We start from the raw sequence: 19756 nt of genomic DNA on the forward strand, positions 1-19756 counted from the left end.
GCCAACCCTCAAACACTTTTCGTCGAATCTAGTCTTTTCTTCTCACAAACCAGCCAATCACTAAGCTCAACAAAGCCCAGATATACAGCGGCCAAGTACCGACCACGTGATAAGGGGTTTGACCATCTGTTGAAACAAGCTCAGCTTTTAATACTGCTGTTTCAAATTGCGGGATTTGCTTGATGATCTTGCCTTTGTGATCCGTTACTGCCGTTACACCATTGTTGGTCGAGCGAATAAGCGGCTTACCCAGCTCTAGAGCACGCATCTGTGCGATTTCCATATGTTGCAACGGACCAATTGAACGGCCGAACCACGCATCGTTAGAGAGCGTTAAGATAAAGTCCGTTTCATCGGTGACATTCTGTCTAACTTGATCATTAAATATGATCTCATAGCACAGCGCTGGTGCAAGGTGACGACCATTAGCAACGATGTTTGGCTGAACGTAATCACCACGGCTAAACGACGACATTGGCAAATTAAAGAACGGTGCTAACGGGCGTAGGATCTCTTCAAACGGTACAAACTCACCAAATGGTAATAGGTGATGTTTGTGGTAGCGTTCGTTTGGATCGTAGCTGTACTCGCCGTATGGATTTACACCAAGCGATAAAATGCTGTTGTAGTACTTCTTATCTTCAGACTGATTCAATACACCCGTGATGATCGAGCTGTTATTCATCTTGGCTGCACTGTCTAAGTTACGTAGGAAAGACGGAATCTCTACCTCAAATGCAGGAATAGCCGCTTCAGGCCAGATTATGATATCCGCATCCCAGTTTTCTCTGCTTAGATCGGTGTATTTCATCATAGTCGGCCAGCGATGACTTGGTAGCCATTTACTGTCTTGGTCGACGTTGCCTTGAATCAATACCACTGAAGTTGTTTTGTCAGGGTTTGGTGTCACCCAGTCGATATTGCGAAGACCAAAACCGGTGCTAAACACAACAGCAGGGATGACAGCGACACTCCAGGCTTTATTGATGATCGTATAAGCGAGCGCAGAAGCAGAGACTATAATTGCAAGAGTCACCAGCTCCACACCACCGATAGGTGCGAAAGAGCCAAGCGGAGAATCGATTTGGCTGTAACCTAGCCACAACCACGGGAATCCCGTCATTACCCAGCCACGTAACCAATCACTGATGAGCCACAACGCAGGTGCTGCTAGGAAAAAACGACTTAGGTTATTGGTAGGGAAGAACTTGTTTAAACTCCAGGTAAAAAGACCTGAATAAACGGCTAGATAGCCCACAAGCAGTGCCATCAAGAATAAGTTGGCTGCCAGTGGCATTCCACCAAAGCCATCAATACTGACGTATACCCAGCTGATCCCCGTTGTGAATTGGCCTAAACCCCATGCGTAACCAATCCAAAGTGCGCTTTTAGGAGAGCGGTTGTGGATCAATAACAGCAACAATGCTGGGCTGAGAATAGCAAGAGGCCATATTGAGTATGGAGCGAATGAAAGGGTTGTTATAGCGCCAACAAAAACGGCCGCAAGCGGCCGTAATAGGCGATGAATAAAAGTCTTAGTCATCTAATTTCTGTCATCTCTTTAGAGAGAAGTTGTTATTCTTCGATAGTCGGAAGAGGCTGTTCGTCAGGAATGGTTACCTGTAGCTGAATCACACGACGGTTATCTGCAGATGTAATTTTGAAATGGTAGTTTTCGATTTCTACAATTTCGCCACGAACTGGCAGGTGACCGAGTGCTGTCATCACCATACCGCCCACTGTATCCACTTCATCATCACTAAAGGCTGTGTTAAACGTGTCGTTGAACTCTTCAATAGTGGTTAAAGCTTTAACAGAGAAAGTATGCTTACTCAGCTTACGAATATCTAACTCTTCTTCATCGTCGAACTCGTCTTCAATTTCACCAACGATTTCTTCGAGGATATCTTCAATGGTTACTAGGCCAGAGACACCGCCAAACTCATCGACAACGATAGACATGTGGTAACGCTCTTCTTGGAATTCCTTGAGTAGGCGATCAACACGCTTACTTTCAGGAACAACAACTACAGGGCGAATCACTTGTTCGATGTCAAATGGAGCACTGTCTGAACCCAAGTACTTAAGTAGGTCCTTCGCTAATAGAATGCCTTCAACATGGTCTTTATCTTCACTGATCACTGGGTAGCGAGAGTGTTGAGCATCAGTAATAAGCGCAATCAATGTATCTAAGTCATCGGTGCGTTCAACTGTAACCATTTGAGAGCGAGGCAGCATGATATCGCGTACTCGCATCTCTGAAATTTCCATAACACCTTCGAGCATGTCGCGAGTGTCGTGGTCAATTAGGTCATTAATTTCTGAGTCGCGGATTACATCTACGAGCTCTTGGCGGTCTTTTACCTCGCCTTGAAATAGTTGGCCTAGGCGTTCAAAGAAGGACTTTCTACTCGGACCTTCAGATTTTTTACTTCCCTCAGAAGTGGGGGGGTTACCTTCGTTCATGATTTCTCAAAAAATAACGCTATCAGAAGTGTGATAGCACACATCACAACTCAGATTCCTGAAAATAACAGGTTCGATGAGTCATTGTTTCTCTGCAAACTACTTACCTAGAATCAATTTACTTTTCTAGAATGTAAGGGTCTTCAAACCCCATAGCTTGCATGATTTCTGTCTCGAGTGACTCCATCTCTTCAGCTTCATCATCTTCGATATGATCATAACCTAGCAGATGCAGACTGCCATGTACAACCATATGAGCCCAGTGTGCTAGCAGAGGCTTATTTTGCTCTTCTGCTTCTTTTTCGACAACTTGGCGGCAAATAATGAGGTCGCCCAGAAGATCTAATTCGATCCCTGGAGGAGCTTCGAATGGGAAAGACAGTACGTTAGTTGGCTTATCTTTACCACGGTATTCATGATTGAGCTGGTGGCTTTCTTCCGTATCAACGATACGAACCGTCAACTCGGCGTTCTCTTGAAACTGAGGAATTGTCTTGTCTAACCAAAGCTGAATATCTTGTTCGGTTGGAAGACCTTGCTCATTTTCGACCGCAATTTGCAGGTCTAGTTCAATAGACATCTATTTATCACCTTGTTCTGTAATCTCAGAACTATTTTGTGTTGCTAACTGTGTCGTAACTGTTTGCTGAGCCTCAAGAAGTTTGGCTTCGCGTTCTTCACGCTTACGCTTCTCAAACTCTTTACGCTCTTTCTGGTCTTTTGCTTCCCATTTCTCGTAGGCGTTAACGATACGAGCAACAACAGGGTGACGAACGACGTCTTCAGACATAAAGAAGTTAAAGCTGATGTCATCCACTTCGCTCAGTACTTCCGTTGCATGACGTAGGCCAGATTTCGTACCACGAGGTAAATCGATTTGCGTAATATCACCCGTGATAACTGCACGCGAATTAAAACCGATACGGGTTAAGAACATTTTCATCTGCTCTACCGTGGTGTTTTGGCTCTCATCAAGAATGATAAATGCATCATTCAGAGTACGGCCACGCATGTAAGCCAGTGGAGCGACTTCAATCACGTTACGTTCAATCAGCTTTTCAACACGTTCAAAACCGAGCATCTCAAAAAGTGCATCGTAAAGTGGACGCAAATATGGGTCGACTTTCTGGCTTAAATCACCAGGAAGGAAACCTAACTTCTCACCCGCTTCAACAGCAGGGCGAGTCAGTAGAATACGGCGAACCTCTTGGCGCTCGAGTGCATCGACAGCCGCCGCAACCGCTAGGTACGTTTTACCTGTACCTGCAGGGCCAATACCAAAAGTGATGTCATGGGTGACCATGTTCATTAAGTATTGTGCTTGGTTCGGAGTACGTGGCTTAATCACGCCTTTTTTAGTCTTAATCGTGACTTCTTTGCCATAATCAATTTCAGATTCGACGTGTTGCTCCAAAATGCCAGACTCAGTGACCGCTAAGTGCACTTGCTCTGGTTCAATATCGATAATGGTGCCTTTAACTGGAGCCGTTTCAACATAGAGGTGTTTGATGATGTCTAAAGCCGCAGCAGTAGTGTGAGGCTTACCAACGATGGTGAAGAAGTTGCTACGGTAATTAATCTCAACGCCAAGACGACGCTCAAGGTGCTTGATGTTGTCGTCGAATGGTCCGCATAAGCTAGCCAAGCGCTTGTTGTCGGCTGGCTCTAGATTTATCTCTAAGGTAACGATTTTATTGCTCAAATTAGCCTCTCATTTTGTGCCACTCGCTCTTAAATAAAACAAAGAGCAAAAAGCCCGATTTAGACCGGGCTTCTGATGGTGATATCCCTATTTCTAAGATGGTCACTTAGTTAGGTAATTTCAAGCTTTGTGTTTGCGCTTTGTGCTCAAACAGTTGTATTGCCTATGGCGTAAAAGTCGCTACACCTAGCTCATCTTCGCGTTTTGTGTTCGCCATCATTTGAGTCGGCGAGATCACGCTGCGAAGATCCATGTCTTTCTCAGTACGTACTACTTCACCACGTAGTGAGTTAGCAAATACTTCTGTGATTTTTACGTCTACGAATTGGCCGATAAGGTCAGCAGAACCTTCAAAGTTCACTACGCGGCTGTTTTCAGTACGAGCACGAAGTTCCATCAGGTTCTTCTTCGATGGACCTTCAACCAATACGCGTTGCTCTGTACCAAGCATTAGGCGAGAGTAACGCATTGCTTGTGTGTTCACTGTTTGCTGTAGTTCGTATAGACGATCTTTCTTCTCTTGCTCTGGCACGTCACATGGGTAATCTGCAGCAGGTGTACCTGGACGAGGAGAGAAGATAAAGCTGAAGCTCATATCGAAATCAACGTCTTTGATCAGTTTCATCGTGTCTTGGAAATCTTGGTTAGATTCGCCAGGGAAACCAACGATAAAGTCAGAGCTGATTTGAATGTCTGGACGCGCTTTACGTAGCTTACGAATAATCGACTTGTACTCAATCGCTGTGTGAGGACGCTTCATCATAGTAAGAATACGGTCACTACCACTTTGCACCGGCAGGTGAAGGAAGCTCACTAGCTCTGGAGTGTCTTCGTAAACTGCGATGATGTCATCACCAAACTCAAGCGGGTGGCTTGTTGTGAAACGAATACGGTCGATACCATCGATAGAAGCCACAAGGCGAAGCAGTTCTGCGAATGAACAGATATCACCTTCGTGAGTTGGACCACGGTACGCGTTTACGTTTTGACCAAGCAGGTTAACTTCACGTACACCTTGCTCTGCAAGTTGAGCTACTTCGAACAGTACATCGTCCATTGGGCGGCTAACTTCTTCACCACGCGTGTAAGGTACAACGCAGTAAGTACAGTATTTAGAACAGCCTTCCATGATAGAAACGAACGCCGTTGCACCTTCAGCACGCGGCTCAGGCAGACTATCGAACTTTTCGATCTCAGGGAATGAGATGTCCATCACTGGCGCGTCATTAGATAGAGAAGATTTAATCATCTCAGGAAGACGGTGCAGTGTTTGAGGGCCGAAGATAACGTCTACGTATGGTGCACGTTGACGAATGTGATCGCCTTCTTGAGTCGCTACACAGCCACCCACACCGATCACCACGCCTTCTTTCTTATCTTTTAGCGTTTTCCAACGACCAAGCTGGTGGAATACTTTCTCTTGCGCTTTTTCGCGGATAGAACAAGTATTCAGTAGTAGTACATCTGCTTCCTCAGGTACTTCAGTTAGCTCATAGCCATTAGCAGCGTTAAGCAGGTCGGCCATTTTTGATGAATCGTATTCGTTCATCTGACAGCCCCAAGTTTTAATTAGCAGTTTCTTACTCATTTTTTGTTCGCTCGATCGTTAGTTTAATTTAAGGGAGCAAATCGCCCAGTATTCATCTGCGAGGGCCATTTGTCATAGTTAGGTATTCATTTTATGACTGGCTCTAGCAGCAAGCGGCGTATTGTACTGGTTTCAAAACCGACTGACTAGTAGTCTGATAAAATCTCTTATGTAGTGGTTTTTATTATCGTTAACGCTAGACACAGCAAGGGATAACCCTTTTTTCAAATAAGGTTTTTGGTTACAAGTTAGTTATGAAAAAGTACAATCAAAAACAGTCAAAGAATCAAACTGATAAGTACAAAATATGAACAGTTACGATATTGTGGTCGTCGGCGGCGGCATGGTTGGTGCAGCAACAGCGATTGGTTTTGCAAAGCAAGGTCTGAGTGTCGCTGTGATCGAAGGTTTTGCGCCTAACGCTTTTGATGAGTCGCAAGCGATGGATATTCGTGTTTCCGCTATTTCTCAAGCATCTGTCGATTTACTTGAAGATCTTGGCGCGTGGCAACACATAGAAGCGATGCGAGTATGTTCTTATAAGCGCTTAGAGACGTGGGAACACCCAGAATGTCGTACTCGGTTTGATGCCGCATCACTAGATTTACCTCGTTTAGGCTACATTGTTGAAAACCGATTAATTCAATTGGGCTTATGGTCTCAGTTTGATGCTTATGGCAATTTAGAACTGTTGTGCCCTGAAAGGTTGGATTCTATTGAATTTGGCGAAACTAATATCGTTAAGCTTCAATCTGGTGCTGAGTTATCGGCTAAATGGGTGATTGGTGCTGATGGTGCTAATTCCGCTGTTCGTCAGCAAGCTGGTATTGGTATCACTGCTTGGGATTACCGACAGCACTGCATGCTTATCAATGTGGAAACTGAGCTCCCTCAACAAGATATGACTTGGCAACAATTTCTACCAAGTGGCCCGCGTTCGTTTCTTCCTCTGTGTTCTGTCGTTTCTGAAGGGAAAGAAGTCGGGCAGGGTTCCTTAGTTTGGTATGACTCGCCATCTCGTATCAAGCAACTGTCGGCAATGAGCCCAGACAAGTTGCGAAATGAAGTGCTTGCTAACTTCCCTGCGGAACTGGGAGACATCAAAGTCCTCAACTCTGGTTCGTTCCCTCTCACTCGACGTCATGCGCAATCTTACGTTAAGAACAACTGCATTTTGGTTGGAGATTCGGCACACACGATCAACCCATTAGCGGGGCAGGGTGTAAACTTAGGCTTTAAAGATGTTGCCGCTCTATTGGGTGTGACCAAAGAGAAAGGCGAGCTGAATCATTCTGTAGCAAGGCGTTATGAGGTGATGAGAAGAGGCGATAATCTGATGATGCAAAGCGGTATGGATTTCTTCTATAAAACTTTCAGCAATGATATTGGCCCACTGAAATTTGTACGTAATGCTGCGCTTAAGCTTGCTGAAAATTCAGGCCCGATTAAAGCTCAAGTATTGAAATACGCCTTGGGTCTTTAATTGAGCGTTTCAGACTGCTTATAAAGAGAAGGAGAGCGAATGCTCTCCTTTTTTGTATCTGTTAATTATTATTGCTGTTGTGTCACACAAACAGGCGCATCTAGCTCCAAAGAGTAGCCTGTGTAAACCAGAGAGCCATCCTCAATATTTCGTTTTAATGAGGTGATGTTATTGGAGTGCTGGTTTGCGGCGATAAGCCATTGCCCGCAGTCGGTAATATGAAAATCACGAGGAAAATTACCTTCAGTACTATAACTATCAATAAAAATAGGCATTTTGGTGGTCGGTTCGATTTTGAAACTACTGATCCTTGATTGGTGTCGGCAAGACACATATAGGAATTGTTCATCCGGTGATAGTTTTATTGCAGCCGTTGCTTCACCTTTCTCCATATTGGGAAGGGCATCTATTTCCTCCACAATGCTCCATACACCTAAAACCTTTTCCAATATTAGTATCGTTTCAGAGAGCTCACAGATCACATAGGCCTTATCTTCAGCCTTATTGAAGATTAAATGACGAGGTCCATTACCAGCAGGAGCTTTTATGGATTGCATTGGTTCGTCTAGAAACTCTTCCTGTTCTTCATCAAAGCAGTAAAAGTTGATTCTATCGGCGCCAAGATCGATGGTGACAAATTGTGGTGAGTTTTGTAAGAACAGACACTGATGGGCATGTGGTCCTGTTTGTCGTTCTTTATTTGGACCAGAACCAACCATTTTGATTGTTTTGAGTCGTTTATCGATATTACCGTTGATACTTAAACTAAAGATATCGAATGTGCCTGATGAGTATTGCGACGTAATAGCAAACTTATGGTTAGGATCAATCGTGATATGACAAGGGTGATCACCAGAGATAGCCCCTGAGTTATTAGCAGTCTTTGAGCTAGCATTCGCGATATGAATCAACTGTGGCTGTTTGGGTTGGTCAACTTCAGAAGCCGTGTAGATGCCGAGTTGTGTCGCTACGACAAAAGATGGATTGGTACATTCAGCAACGAGTTCTAACGGTGATAGCTTTCCGCTATCTAAATCTAATTGAGTCTGATACACGCCTTGGCTTTTACTGGGAGTATCTGTGTAGCAACCAATAGTTAAAGGTAGGGTTTTCATAGGGCAGTCATACTCAATTAGAAAATGGAGCCGACATTGTCTTATAAAAAAGTCATGAAGTGATTAGGTAGGAGAAAATACTTGGTGACCTGGATAGCAGATTTACATATTCCAGATAAAACAAAACCCAGCTAAAAAGCTGGGTTTCATTCAATGATGGTGCGGTCGGAGAGACTTGAACTCTCACACCTCTCGGCGCCAGAACCTAAATCTGGTGCGTCTACCAATTCCGCCACGACCGCAGCAAATCTTTATAGTCATACTGAATATTGGTGATTCAATAAGACGTTGTGCTCTTTGCTTTTGCAAGGAGTTATAAATAGTGGCTGGGCTACCTGGATTCGAACCAGGGAATGCCGGCATCAAAAGCCGGTGCCTTACCGCTTGGCGATAGCCCAACAATGAATGGTTATCTACTAAAAGAAACACATTCTGAATAATGGTGCGGTCGGAGAGACTTGAACTCTCACACCTCTCGGCGCCAGAACCTAAATCTGGTGCGTCTACCAATTCCGCCACGACCGCAGCAAATCTTTATAGTCATACTGAATATTGGTGATTCAATAAGACGTTGTGCTCTTTGCTTTTGCAAGGAGTTATAAATAGTGGCTGGGCTACCTGGATTCGAACCAGGGAATGCCGGCATCAAAAGCCGGTGCCTTACCGCTTGGCGATAGCCCAACAATGAATGGTCATCTAATGAAAGAAACGCATTCTAAATAATGGTGCGGTCGGAGAGACTTGAACTCTCACACCTCTCGGCGCCAGAACCTAAATCTGGTGCGTCTACCAATTCCGCCACGACCGCAGCAAATCTTTATAGTCATATCGAATATTGGTGATTCAATAAGACGTTGTAATAGTGGCTGGGCTACCTGGATTCGAACCAGGGAATGCCGGCATCAAAAGCCGGTGCCTTACCGCTTGGCGATAGCCCAACAATGAATGGTCATCTACTAAAAGAAACGCATTCTAAATAATGGTGCGGTCGGAGAGACTTGAACTCTCACACCTCTCGGCGCCAGAACCTAAATCTGGTGCGTCTACCAATTCCGCCACGACCGCAGCAAATCTTTATAGTCATACTGAATATTGGTGATTCAATAAGACGTTGTATAAGTGGTGGCTACTGCGGGATTTGAACCTGCGACCCCATCATTATGAGTGATGTGCTCTAACCAACTGAGCTAAGTAGCCAATAATAAATCTAATAGATTCATTATTTGTTCTCTAATGAAAGAGAGATAATGGTGCGGTCGGAGAGACTTGAACTCTCACACCTCTCGGCGCCAGAACCTAAATCTGGTGCGTCTACCAATTCCGCCACGACCGCAGCAAAGCTTTTACTCTAGCGAAGAGTATAGTTAAGAAGACTTATGGTTTGTCTAAGTAACGTTGTATGTGGCTGGGCTACCTGGATTCGAACCAGGGAATGCCGGCATCAAAAGCCGGTGCCTTACCGCTTGGCGATAGCCCAACTATGAATGCTTATCTACTAAAAGAAACACATTCTAAATAATGGTGCGGTCGGAGAGACTTGAACTCTCACACCTCTCGGCGCCAGAACCTAAATCTGGTGCGTCTACCAATTCCGCCACGACCGCAGCAAATCTTTATAGTCATACTGAATATTGGTGATTCAATAAGACGTTGTATAAGTGGTGGCTACTGCGGGATTTGAACCTGCGACCCCATCATTATGAGTGATGTGCTCTAACCAACTGAGCTAAGTAGCCAATAATAAATCTAATAGATTCACTATTTGTTCTCTAATGAAAGAGAAATAATGGTGCGGTCGGAGAGACTTGAACTCTCACACCTCTCGGCGCCAGAACCTAAATCTGGTGCGTCTACCAATTCCGCCACGACCGCAGCAAAGCTTTTACTCTAGCGAAGAGTATAGTTAAGAAGACTTATGGTTTGTCTAAGTAACGTTGTATGTGGCTGGGCTACCTGGATTCGAACCAGGGAATGCCGGCATCAAAAGCCGGTGCCTTACCGCTTGGCGATAGCCCAACTATGAATGCTTATCTACTAAAAGAAACACATTCTAAATAATGGTGCGGTCGGAGAGACTTGAACTCTCACACCTCTCGGCGCCAGAACCTAAATCTGGTGCGTCTACCAATTCCGCCACGACCGCAGCAAATCTTTATAGTCATACTGAATATTGGTGATTCAATACAACGTTGTCTTTTCTTTCTCGAAGAAAGAATGGTGGCTACTGCGGGATTTGAACCTGCGACCCCATCATTATGAGTGATGTGCTCTAACCAACTGAGCTAAGTAGCCATCTGAGAGCGAGACAATATAATATAATCTTGCTTTCAATGCCATTATCTTTTTAAAGATAATTACACTTTAAATTGTGGCTGGGCTACCTGGATTCGAACCAGGGAATGCCGGCATCAAAAGCCGGTGCCTTACCGCTTGGCGATAGCCCAACAATGATGTCTTGAAGACATCTCAATATGGTGCGGTCGGAGAGACTTGAACTCTCACACCTCTCGGCGCCAGAACCTAAATCTGGTGCGTCTACCAATTCCGCCACGACCGCGTTATTTCCTAAAAACTCTTTGTTACTAAAGACAAACTTTAATATCAAATAGAGTGCTTAGGAAATGGTGGCTACTGCGGGATTTGAACCTGCGACCCCATCATTATGAGTGATGTGCTCTAACCAACTGAGCTAAGTAGCCATTTCCATATTGTTGTTCATTTTGAAACGTTGCCGCTTCGCTGTGAACGGGGCGCATTATGCGGAGTTGAGTGAAACCCGTCAACTTTTTTTTTGAATAAATCGCGAATAAACATCTGTTCGGTTTCTTTTTAGGCAAAGAGGCGTATTTGTCGGCAAAAAACAGGTCAAAAAGGCGATATATATAGGAAGTTAACTTTCTGATGCAGGACTATTTCGAAAGGGTAAAAACAAAAAGGCCAGTGAATTCACTGGCCTTTTATTTGATGTTAAATCAACAATTATACGTTGAAACGGAAGTGAACAACGTCGCCATCTTTTACGATGTATTCTTTGCCTTCAAGACGCCATTTACCTGCATCTTTTGCACCGCTCTCACCGTTAAATTCGATGAAGTGATCAAAACCAACAACCTCAGCTCGGATGAAGCCTTTTTCGAAGTCAGTGTGGATCTTACCAGCAGCTTGTGGCGCTGTTGCACCTACAGGAATTGTCCATGCGCGAACTTCTTTAACGCCAGCTGTGAAGTAAGTTTGAAGAGTCAGTAGTTCGTAACCAGAGCGGATCACTCGGTTAAGACCTGGTTCTTCGATACCCATGTCTGCTAGGAACTCTTCGCGATCTTCGTCATCCAGCTCAGAAAGCTCAGATTCGATAGCCGCACAAACAGCAACAACAACGTTGTTTTCTTTTTCTGCGTATTCACGAACAGCGTCTAGGTAAGGGTTGTTTTCAAAACCATCTTCAGCAACGTTTGCGATGTACATTGTTGGTTTCAGCGTTAGGAAGTTTAGGTAGCCGATTGCTGCCGCTTCTTCTTTGCCTAGTTCAACAGTACGCGCCATACCGCCTTCAGTAAGAACTGGTAGTAGTTTTTCTAGTACTGTGATTTCGAACTTAGCGTCTTTGTCGCCGCCTTTTGCTTTCTTAGCGTTACGTTGAATTGCACGTTCACAGCTGTCTAAGTCAGCCAGTGCAAGTTCAAGGTTGATCACTTCGATATCTTCGATTGGAGATACTTTGCCAGAAACGTGAACGATGTTTTCATTTTCAAAGCAGCGTACAACGTGACCGATAGCGTCAGTTTCACGGATGTTAGCTAGGAATTTGTTACCAAGACCTTCACCTTTAGATGCGCCAGCAACTAGGCCTGCGATATCTACGAATTCCATTGTCGTTGGAAGGATCTTCTGTGGATTAACAATTTTTGCTAATGCATCTAAGCGTAGATCTGGAACCGGAACGATACCTGTGTTTGGTTCGATCGTACAAAATGGAAAGTTTGCTGCTTCGATGCCTGCTTTAGTCAGTGCGTTAAACAGAGTTGACTTACCAACGTTTGGTAGACCAACGATGCCACATTTAAAACCCATGATATAAACCTTATTCTGCTTTGAACGTATGTAAGCGATTTTGTGCTTTTGGTAGGCCATCTTTTAATAAGATGTCTAGGCTGCGAACCGATTCGTCAACGACGGCCTCGATACACTCTTGCTCTTTTTGTGGAGCTCTGCCTAATACATAACCTGCAACTTTATCTTTGTGTCCTGGATGGCCAATGCCTAACCTGAGACGATAGAATTCTTTATTGTTACCCTGCTTGCTGATGATGTCTTTTAGACCGTTGTGTCCACCATGACCACCACCTTTTTTAAACTTACCAATACCAGGAGGAAGATCTAACTCATCGTGAGCGACCATGACCTCTTCTGGTTTAATTTGGTAGAACTTTGCCAGAGCTGCAACTGCTTTGCCTGATAAGTTCATAAAAGTCGTTGGGATCAGCAAACGAAGATCTTCACCATGAACCATGATACGACCCGTAAGGCCAAAGAACTTTGGTTCGTTCTTCAGTGTCACGTTGTGTACACGTGCTAATTCTTCAACTACCCAAGCACCCGCATTGTGGCGAGTTTTGGCGTATTCTGGACCTGGATTAGCCAGTCCAACGAGAAGTTTTATTTGTTGGCTCAAGGTATGGATCTCTCTTGGGATTTCAAAAAGCGCCGTATGATATCACAGTTTATGAAAAAGGTGCGAGCTAGCTGATAGCACCATGATTATTCCGGGATGTGATAAACAACGGTCACTAGACATAAAAAAAGCACTTCATCAAATGAAGTGCTTAATTTCTTTCTCTAACGAGTTTCTAAAACAAAGCTAAATAGCCTTGATTAGTTGAACATCGCTGAGATTGACTCTTCGTTGCTGATACGACGAATCGCTTCAGCAAGCATGCGAGAAAGGCTAAGAGTTGTTACTTTACCTGTCGCAGCCATCTCTGGAGATAGAGAGATAGAATCCGTTACGATAACTTGGTCTAGAACAGAGTTCTTGATGTTGTTCGCAGCAGTACCAGAGAAAACAGCGTGAGTTGCGTAAGCGAATACACGCTTAGCACCGCGCTCTTTAAGCGCTTCAGCTGCTTTACATAGTGTGCCACCCGTATCGATCATGTCATCAACGATCACACAGTCACGGCCTTCAACATCACCGATTAGGTTCATTACTTCAGAAACGTTAGCACGTGGACGACGCTTATCAACGATAGCGATGTCAACATCACCTAGCGCTTTAGCAGTAGCACGAGCACGTACAACACCGCCAAGGTCTGGAGAAACCACAACTGGGTTTTCTAGGCCACGGTTCGCCATGTCTTCTAGAAGAACTGGAGTTCCGAAGATGTTATCAACAGGTACATCGAAGAAGCCTTGGATTTGCTCTGCGTGTAGGTCGATAGTAAGAACGCGGTCAACGCCAACGTTAGAAAGGAAATCTGCAACAACTTTTGCAGTAATTGGCACACGAGCAGAACGTACACGACGATCTTGACGGGCATAACCGAAGTAAGGGATTACAGCAGTAATACGGCCAGCAGAAGCACGGCGCATTGCGTCAATCATTACCACCAATTCCATTAGGTTGTCATTGGTTGGTGCACAAGTTGATTGAATCAGGAATACATCGCTACCACGAACGTTTTCATTGATTTGAACAGCGACTTCGCCATCAGAAAAACGGTCTACAGTAGCATCGCCAAGAGAGATGTATAGACGATCAGCAATACGTTGGGCTAGTTCAGGTGTTGCGTTACCAGCAAATAGCTTCATATCAGGCACGGTGGAAACCTCGGGTTGCGTCCAGTTTTAAATAGATTGTGGGTGGGCTGAGTGGTATTCAGCCAAAGTTTCTTTTAAAGGAGAAATGTTTCGTCCTTTCGCTACAAAAGCGGAAACTGTGTCAGGCAGTTGTTCCAACACCAATTCGGCTTCTTTTTTGCTGCTAAATTCAGCAAAAACGCATGAACCAGTGCCAGTCAATCTCGACGGCGCGTATTGTAGCAGCCATGAAAGTTGCTTATCAACCTCTGGGTACAGCATTCGCACAATTTTTTCGCAATCGTTTACGTATTCTTGCTCTAGAAGCGTTGATAGCGCTCGCTTCGGCGTATTTCGAGTTAATTCTGAATGTGTGAATATGTCTACAGTTGCTATGCTCACTTGAGGCTTAACAACGAGATACCATTTTTCATCCGGATTAGCGGGTTGAAGCTGTTCTCCAACCCCTTCCGCAAAGGCTGCATGGCCACGAACGAACACAGGAACGTCAGCGCCCAGCTTCAATCCGATCTCTGCGAGCTGATCATCAGACAGGTTGAGTTGCCATAGATAGTTAAGTGCGACCAACACGGTTGCTGCATTTGAAGAGCCTCCACCAATACCACCTCCCATTGGAAGTACTTTCTTTAACTCAATATCGGCACCGAAAAAGGTCGATGTATATTGTTGAAGAGCGGTGGCGGCTTTCCAAATCAGGTTGTCTTCGGTCGCAACGCCTGGGATTTCCGGTGTGATGGTAATTGAGTTCGTTTCTTTATGTGCCGTGATCGTCAGTTCATCGCCAAAATCGACAAACTGAAACAAGGTTTGAAGCTCGTGATAGCCGTTGTCACGTCGACCTGTGATGTAAAGAAATAGATTCAGTTTAGCCGGAGAAGGCCAATGCGTTGGCGTTGTAATCATTTTTTCAGTGTCCACTTCGAAACTACAATGTTGATTTTGTTATCGTCTTGCTTGAATGACAATCGAGTAGGGAGAGGGATGCTTTCTACATTCGTGTTGTCTTCATCTGATAGTTGCTTACTCGGCATCTCTGTATTTCGATAATTAGCGAAGTTCAGTGTCCATAGCTGGCTGCTGACTTGTTTGGTTAGAGACTCAAGCGTGTTAGTTGTATTTAACTGGTAGCTGTCAGCTTGGTCTGGAATGCCAAGGAACCATTGAGGCAGGTGATCAATAGGGATCTGCAAACCTGTCAGTTGCTCAACCAATACAGAGGCACTTGCGTGAGTAAATACTTGGTCATCATAGGTCACCACTTTGGCACCCGACGGATCTATAGTTAGGTTCAATGCGGTTTGACCGAGGAATGTCGTGAGCCTTAATTGACTTTGATTTGGTGAATGCTTCCAAATGAAGTTTAGGCTTTGGCGCTGCTCTGGAGAAATGTAGGCGAGCTTGCCCGAGGCTTGGTAGTTTTCTATCTGTAGAAGTCGGTTTTGGTGACTTTGCCACTCAACACTGGTCGGTTGTTCAGGTATAGAAGAGCAACCCACCATAATTATGGTCATAAAAATAAGAGACGTGATTCTACGAAGTTTGCTCATATTTGCTCACAACTTGTTCAAATTTATCTAAAAAACGCTTCAACTATAGCATTGAATTCACGAACTCAGGAAAACAAATCCCGCTTGCTCTTTAAATAGAGCCATGCATCAAGTAAAATTCGCCCCTTGTTTCCATTCCCTGATCGAGAACTTCTGATACATGTCTTTGCTTGCCGTAGGTATCAATCACAATACAGCGTCGGTTGAATTGCGAGAAAAAGTCGCTTTTGGTCCAGATAAATTATCTGAGGCACTCAAGCAACTTAACGCAAATGCACACGTGAATGGAAGTGTCATACTTTCTACCTGTAATCGAACTGAAGTGTATTGCGACGTTAAAGGCGTGGCTAAAAACAAACTCATCGATTGGTTGTCGGTTTTCCATCAAGTTAGCCCTGAAGAGCTAAAGCCAAGCCTTTATATCCATGAAGAGCAAGCCGCGATTAAGCACTTAATGCGCGTTGCTTGTGGTTTAGACTCTTTAGTCTTGGGTGAACCGCAGATCTTAGGTCAGGTAAAGCAAGCCTATACGGACTCGCGAGAGAACAAATCCGTTGACGCTTCAATGGAAAAACTATTCCAGAAATCATTTTCTGTTGCGAAGCGTGTTCGAACTGAAACGGAAATCGGCGGAAGCGCGGTTTCTGTTGCTTACGCAGCCTGTACCTTAGCCAAGCATATTTTTGAATCCATAGCAGATTCAACCGTGTTATTGGTTGGTGCGGGTGAAACCATAGAATTGGTGGCTAAGCACCTTTCGGCGAATGGCTGTACAAAAATGATTGTGGCGAACCGAACTCGAGAGCGTGCTTTAGGGCTGGCTGAAGAGTTTGGTGCTGAAGTGATCAGTTTGAATGAGATCCCTGATCATCTTCATCGAGCGGATATCGTGATTAGCTCAACCGCAAGTCCGTTACCTATTATCGGTAAGGGTATGGTTGAGACTGCTCTAAAAACAAGAAAGCACCAGCCTATGTTATTGGTTGATATTGCCGTTCCTCGTGATGTTGAATCGCAGGTTGGCGATCTGAATGATGCTTACCTTTATTCGGTTGATGACTTGCAGTCGATCGTTGATGGCAATATCGAACAACGCAAAGTCGAAGCGATTCAAGCTGAAGCGATCGTCAGTGAAGAAAGTGCCGCGTTCATGAGTTGGATGCGCTCGCTGCAAGCGGTAGACAGTATTCGAGATTACCGTAAATCGGCTAACGAAATCCGCGAAGAATTATTAAGCAAAAGTTTACAATCGCTTGCCGCTGGCGGTGACCCTGAAAAAGTTTTACTCGAGCTCAGCAATAAGCTCACAAACAAATTGATCCATGCTCCAACGCGCGCACTTCAAAGTGCAGCTGAGCAAGGAGAACCTGCAAAATTAATGGTCATTAGACAGAGTTTGGGCTTAGAAAACCCTCAATAATATTAGACCTCCAACAAGATAAGACATTATGAAAGCCTCGATTCTAGTAAAGCTTGAAACACTTGTTGAACGCTATGAAGAAGTTCAACATCTACTTGGTGATCCAGATGTAATCGGGAATCAAGACAAATTCCGTGCACTTTCGAAAGAGTACTCTCAACTTGAAGAAGTGACAGCTTGCTTCCAGTCATACCAGCAAGCGAAAGAAGATCTAGAAGCTGCTGAAGAGATGGCAAACGAAGACGACGCAGAAATGCGTGAAATGGCTCAAGATGAAATCAAAGACGCAAAAGCAGCGATTGAGCGTCTGACTGATGAGCTACAGATTCTTCTTATTCCAAAAGATCCAAACGATGAGCGTAACTGTTTCCTAGAAATCCGCGCAGGTGCGGGTGGTGATGAAGCTGGTATCTTTGCTGGTAACCTTTTCCGTATGTACTCTAAGTTTGCAGAGAAGAAAGGCTGGCGCGTTGAAGTAATGAGCAGTAATGACTCAGAACAAGGCGGCTACAAAGAGATGATCGCTAAGATCAGTGGCGACAGTGTTTACGGCACAATGAAGTTTGAATCAGGTGGTCACCGTGTACAACGTGTGCCTGAAACAGAATCTCAAGGCCGTGTTCACACATCTGCATGTACTGTTGCTGTTATGCCTGAGATCCCAGAAGCTGATCTTCCAGAAATCAAAGCAGGCGACCTTAAGATTGATACCTTCCGTGCATCAGGCGCGGGTGGTCAGCACGTTAACACCACGGATTCAGCAATCCGTATTACTCACTTACCAACAGGTACAGTAGTAGAGTGTCAAGACGAGCGTTCTCAGCATAAAAACAAAGCGAAAGCGATGGCAGTTCTTGCAGCTCGTATCGTTCAAGCTGAAGAAGAGCGTCGTGCGGCAGCAATCTCTGACACACGTCGTAACCTTCTAGGTTCTGGTGACCGTAGTGACCGTATCCGTACGTACAACTACCCACAAGGCCGTGTTTCTGACCACCGCATCAACTTAACTATCTACCGTCTGAACGAAGTTCTGGAAGGTGATATGCAAAGTCTGCTTGATCCTGTTCTACAAGAACACCAAGCTGACCAACTTGCAGCATTGGCAGAAAATAACTAACGATATGCAGTCTGCTTATACGGTTGAAAGTGCATTAAAAGCAGCAATCGTGCAGCTACAAGAGGGCGATAACACATCGCCCTCGATTGATGCTGCGGTACTGCTATGTCACGCTTTAGACAAACCAAGATCTTACCTACTCACTTGGCCTGAGAAGCATCTCACCTCAAAACAAGAATCTGAATTCAATACCCTACTAAAACGTCGTTTAACCGGTGAGCCAGTGGCTTACATTGTTGGTGAGCGAGAGTTTTGGTCATTGCCGTTAAAAGTTTCTCCTTCTACTTTAATCCCTCGTCCAGACACTGAACGTTTGGTGGAAGTGGCTTTGGATAAAACCTATGGCAAACAAGGTGCGATTCTAGATTTGGGGACGGGTACAGGTGCGATCGCATTGGCGTTGGCGTCTGAAATGCCAAACAGAACAGTGATGGGTATTGATCTGCGCCCTGAAGCTCAAGAGCTTGCGACAGAAAATGCGAAGCGCTTAAACATCACCAACGCCACATTTTTACATGGCAGTTGGTTTGAGCCTTTAAGTAAACTCGCTTCTGATGGCAACGATACCAAGTTCTCTTTAATTGTCTCTAACCCACCTTATATTGAGAAAGATGACCCTCATTTATCTCAAGGGGATGTGCGTTTTGAGCCAATGACCGCATTGGTTGCGGAAGAGAAAGGACTGGCTGACATTCGATACATTTCTGAAAATGCACGTGGCTTTTTGGAAAATGAAGGCTGGTTGGCGTTTGAACACGGTTACGACCAAGGCTTGGCGGTGCGTGAGATAATGCAGGCGCTCGGTTATCTCGAGGTTGTCACAGAGAAAGATTACGGTGGTAATGACCGAGTGACATTGGGTCGTTACTGTTCATAGGCAGTGATTGTTCATAGATAGTGACTGTCCATCGGCTGCGGTTAATCGTCTTGTGAGCAATAGATGATGAACTTGCTAAATTTATACCTTTAACTCGACAATACATTTCACTCGATAATGCAATTAACGTAGAAATACAGAGAATTAACGCGGAAATACAGAGCATTAACGGGTATTGTGTGGCTCGTGTTAACGAAAGCACATATAAAAATATAAAGGAATACCATGTACGAAGGTTTGAAACATTTTCACTTACTAACGATTGCGATAAGCGCACTGCTGCTTTCGATTCGTTTCGCTCTTATGATGGCTAACTCTCCGAAGCTTAAGCACCCTTTCTTGCAGCGTTTTCCTCATATCAATGACTCGTTGCTACTGCTATCGGGTATTGGTTTGATTTTTATCACTGGCTTTATTCCATTTACACCTGCAGCACCATGGTTAACCGAAAAACTAACCTGTGTTATGGCTTACATCGCATTGGGTTTCTTTGCGCTTAAGCTAGGTAAGAACAAGCTATTGAGAGTTTTCTCTTTCTTCGGTGCACTTGGCTGGTTAGCAATGGCAGGCAAAATCGCAATGACGAAGACACCAACATTTTTCGGTTAATTATCTCCTTATTTT

Annotated in this window: 16 protein-coding genes and 19 tRNA genes; 5 read left to right on the forward strand and 30 right to left on the reverse strand. The window is 44.6% G+C overall.

Annotation, left to right across the window (positions count from 1 at the left end; translation table 11 throughout):
* Positions 1 to 28: 28 nt before the first annotated feature.
* The 5 genes from lnt to miaB all read right to left on the reverse strand — a co-directional run bounded on the left by lnt (position 29) and on the right by miaB (position 5756).
* Complete coding sequence (gene lnt / locus FLM53_RS11605; protein WP_176681866.1) at positions 29 to 1543, reverse strand: apolipoprotein N-acyltransferase; 1515 nt, start codon at positions 1541 to 1543, stop codon at positions 29 to 31.
* Positions 1544 to 1575: 32 nt separating this feature from the next.
* Entirely contained in the window at positions 1576 to 2466 is an 891-nt protein-coding gene (gene corC / locus FLM53_RS11610; RefSeq protein WP_017631907.1) for a CNNM family magnesium/cobalt transport protein CorC, read from the reverse strand.
* 118 nt (positions 2467 to 2584) lie between these two features.
* Complete coding sequence (gene ybeY, locus FLM53_RS11615; protein ID WP_017631906.1) at positions 2585 to 3046, reverse strand: rRNA maturation RNase YbeY; 462 nt, start codon at positions 3044 to 3046, stop codon at positions 2585 to 2587.
* Entirely contained in the window at positions 3047 to 4168 is a 1122-nt protein-coding gene (locus FLM53_RS11620) for a PhoH family protein (protein ID WP_176681865.1), read from the reverse strand.
* A gap of 163 nt (positions 4169 to 4331) precedes the next feature.
* Positions 4332 to 5756, reverse strand: coding sequence for a tRNA (N6-isopentenyl adenosine(37)-C2)-methylthiotransferase MiaB (gene miaB / locus FLM53_RS11625; RefSeq protein ID WP_176681864.1), 1425 nt, complete (start codon positions 5754 to 5756; stop codon positions 4332 to 4334).
* Between the two features lie 307 nt (positions 5757 to 6063).
* Between miaB and FLM53_RS11630 the strand changes: the two genes are divergently transcribed.
* Complete coding sequence (locus FLM53_RS11630) at positions 6064 to 7239, forward strand: 2-octaprenyl-3-methyl-6-methoxy-1,4-benzoquinol hydroxylase (RefSeq protein WP_176681863.1); 1176 nt, start codon at positions 6064 to 6066, stop codon at positions 7237 to 7239.
* 68 nt (positions 7240 to 7307) lie between these two features.
* Here the strand turns inward: FLM53_RS11630 and FLM53_RS11635 are convergent, their stop codons facing one another.
* From FLM53_RS11635 to lolB, 25 genes are all read right to left on the reverse strand, one after another.
* A complete protein-coding gene (locus FLM53_RS11635; RefSeq protein ID WP_176681862.1) occupies positions 7308 to 8354 on the reverse strand; it encodes a lactonase family protein in 1047 nt (348 codons plus the stop codon).
* 157 nt (positions 8355 to 8511) lie between these two features.
* Positions 8512 to 8596: transfer RNA gene (locus FLM53_RS11640), tRNA-Leu, on the reverse strand.
* A gap of 81 nt (positions 8597 to 8677) precedes the next feature.
* Positions 8678 to 8752, reverse strand: a tRNA-Gln gene (locus FLM53_RS11645).
* Positions 8753 to 8794: 42 nt separating this feature from the next.
* Positions 8795 to 8879: transfer RNA gene (locus FLM53_RS11650), tRNA-Leu, on the reverse strand.
* Positions 8880 to 8960: 81 nt separating this feature from the next.
* A tRNA-Gln gene (locus tag FLM53_RS11655) sits at positions 8961 to 9035 on the reverse strand.
* Between the two features lie 42 nt (positions 9036 to 9077).
* Positions 9078 to 9162: transfer RNA gene (locus FLM53_RS11660), tRNA-Leu, on the reverse strand.
* Positions 9163 to 9217: 55 nt separating this feature from the next.
* Positions 9218 to 9292, reverse strand: a tRNA-Gln gene (locus FLM53_RS11665).
* Between the two features lie 42 nt (positions 9293 to 9334).
* Positions 9335 to 9419, reverse strand: a tRNA-Leu gene (locus FLM53_RS11670).
* Positions 9420 to 9474: 55 nt separating this feature from the next.
* Positions 9475 to 9551, reverse strand: a tRNA-Met gene (locus FLM53_RS11675).
* A 51-nt stretch (positions 9552 to 9602) separates the two neighbouring features.
* A tRNA-Leu gene (locus FLM53_RS11680) sits at positions 9603 to 9687 on the reverse strand.
* 69 nt (positions 9688 to 9756) lie between these two features.
* Positions 9757 to 9831 (reverse strand) — tRNA-Gln (locus FLM53_RS11685).
* Between the two features lie 42 nt (positions 9832 to 9873).
* Positions 9874 to 9958, reverse strand: a tRNA-Leu gene (locus tag FLM53_RS11690).
* 55 nt (positions 9959 to 10013) lie between these two features.
* Positions 10014 to 10090, reverse strand: a tRNA-Met gene (locus FLM53_RS11695).
* 51 nt (positions 10091 to 10141) lie between these two features.
* Positions 10142 to 10226 (reverse strand) — tRNA-Leu (locus FLM53_RS11700).
* Positions 10227 to 10295: 69 nt separating this feature from the next.
* Positions 10296 to 10370: transfer RNA gene (locus FLM53_RS11705), tRNA-Gln, on the reverse strand.
* Positions 10371 to 10412: 42 nt separating this feature from the next.
* A tRNA-Leu gene (locus tag FLM53_RS11710) sits at positions 10413 to 10497 on the reverse strand.
* A gap of 72 nt (positions 10498 to 10569) precedes the next feature.
* Positions 10570 to 10646: transfer RNA gene (locus FLM53_RS11715), tRNA-Met, on the reverse strand.
* A gap of 77 nt (positions 10647 to 10723) precedes the next feature.
* Positions 10724 to 10798, reverse strand: a tRNA-Gln gene (locus FLM53_RS11720).
* A 28-nt stretch (positions 10799 to 10826) separates the two neighbouring features.
* Positions 10827 to 10911: transfer RNA gene (locus tag FLM53_RS11725), tRNA-Leu, on the reverse strand.
* A gap of 65 nt (positions 10912 to 10976) precedes the next feature.
* A tRNA-Met gene (locus tag FLM53_RS11730) sits at positions 10977 to 11053 on the reverse strand.
* Between the two features lie 280 nt (positions 11054 to 11333).
* Positions 11334 to 12425, reverse strand: coding sequence for a redox-regulated ATPase YchF (ychF, locus tag FLM53_RS11735; RefSeq protein WP_017632894.1), 1092 nt, complete (start codon positions 12423 to 12425; stop codon positions 11334 to 11336).
* Between the two features lie 10 nt (positions 12426 to 12435).
* Entirely contained in the window at positions 12436 to 13026 is a 591-nt protein-coding gene (gene pth / locus FLM53_RS11740; protein WP_176681861.1) for an aminoacyl-tRNA hydrolase, read from the reverse strand.
* Between the two features lie 200 nt (positions 13027 to 13226).
* Positions 13227 to 14171, reverse strand: coding sequence for a ribose-phosphate pyrophosphokinase (locus FLM53_RS11745; protein WP_004739814.1), 945 nt, complete (start codon positions 14169 to 14171; stop codon positions 13227 to 13229).
* Positions 14172 to 14198: 27 nt separating this feature from the next.
* Positions 14199 to 15074 carry a 4-(cytidine 5'-diphospho)-2-C-methyl-D-erythritol kinase gene (gene ispE / locus FLM53_RS11750; RefSeq protein WP_176681860.1) on the reverse strand — a complete coding sequence of 292 codons (876 nt, stop codon included), beginning with the start codon at positions 15072 to 15074 and terminating at the stop codon, positions 14199 to 14201.
* The gene (gene lolB, locus FLM53_RS11755) at positions 15071 to 15718 is read right to left on the reverse strand and encodes a lipoprotein insertase outer membrane protein LolB (protein ID WP_176681859.1); all 648 of its coding nucleotides are present in this window, start codon (positions 15716 to 15718) and stop codon (positions 15071 to 15073) included. The genes ispE and lolB overlap by 4 nt, the downstream gene beginning before the upstream one ends.
* A 160-nt stretch (positions 15719 to 15878) precedes the next feature.
* On the opposite strand from lolB, the gene hemA reads away from it, so the two are divergent.
* From hemA to FLM53_RS11775, 4 genes are all read left to right on the forward strand, one after another.
* Positions 15879 to 17138 carry a glutamyl-tRNA reductase gene (gene hemA / locus FLM53_RS11760; protein ID WP_017062312.1) on the forward strand — a complete coding sequence of 420 codons (1260 nt, stop codon included), beginning with the start codon at positions 15879 to 15881 and terminating at the stop codon, positions 17136 to 17138.
* Positions 17139 to 17166: 28 nt separating this feature from the next.
* Entirely contained in the window at positions 17167 to 18255 is a 1089-nt protein-coding gene (gene prfA / locus FLM53_RS11765; protein WP_017632898.1) for a peptide chain release factor 1, read from the forward strand.
* A 4-nt stretch (positions 18256 to 18259) separates the two neighbouring features.
* Positions 18260 to 19132, forward strand: coding sequence for a peptide chain release factor N(5)-glutamine methyltransferase (gene prmC / locus FLM53_RS11770; RefSeq protein ID WP_176681858.1), 873 nt, complete (start codon positions 18260 to 18262; stop codon positions 19130 to 19132).
* 225 nt (positions 19133 to 19357) lie between these two features.
* Complete coding sequence (locus FLM53_RS11775; protein WP_009848726.1) at positions 19358 to 19741, forward strand: SirB2 family protein; 384 nt, start codon at positions 19358 to 19360, stop codon at positions 19739 to 19741.
* Positions 19742 to 19756: the final 15 nt, after the last annotated feature.

Origin of the sequence: Vibrio sp. Scap24 (genome assembly GCF_013394185.1) — a bacterium.
GTDB lineage: Bacteria > Pseudomonadota > Gammaproteobacteria > Enterobacterales > Vibrionaceae > Vibrio > Vibrio pomeroyi.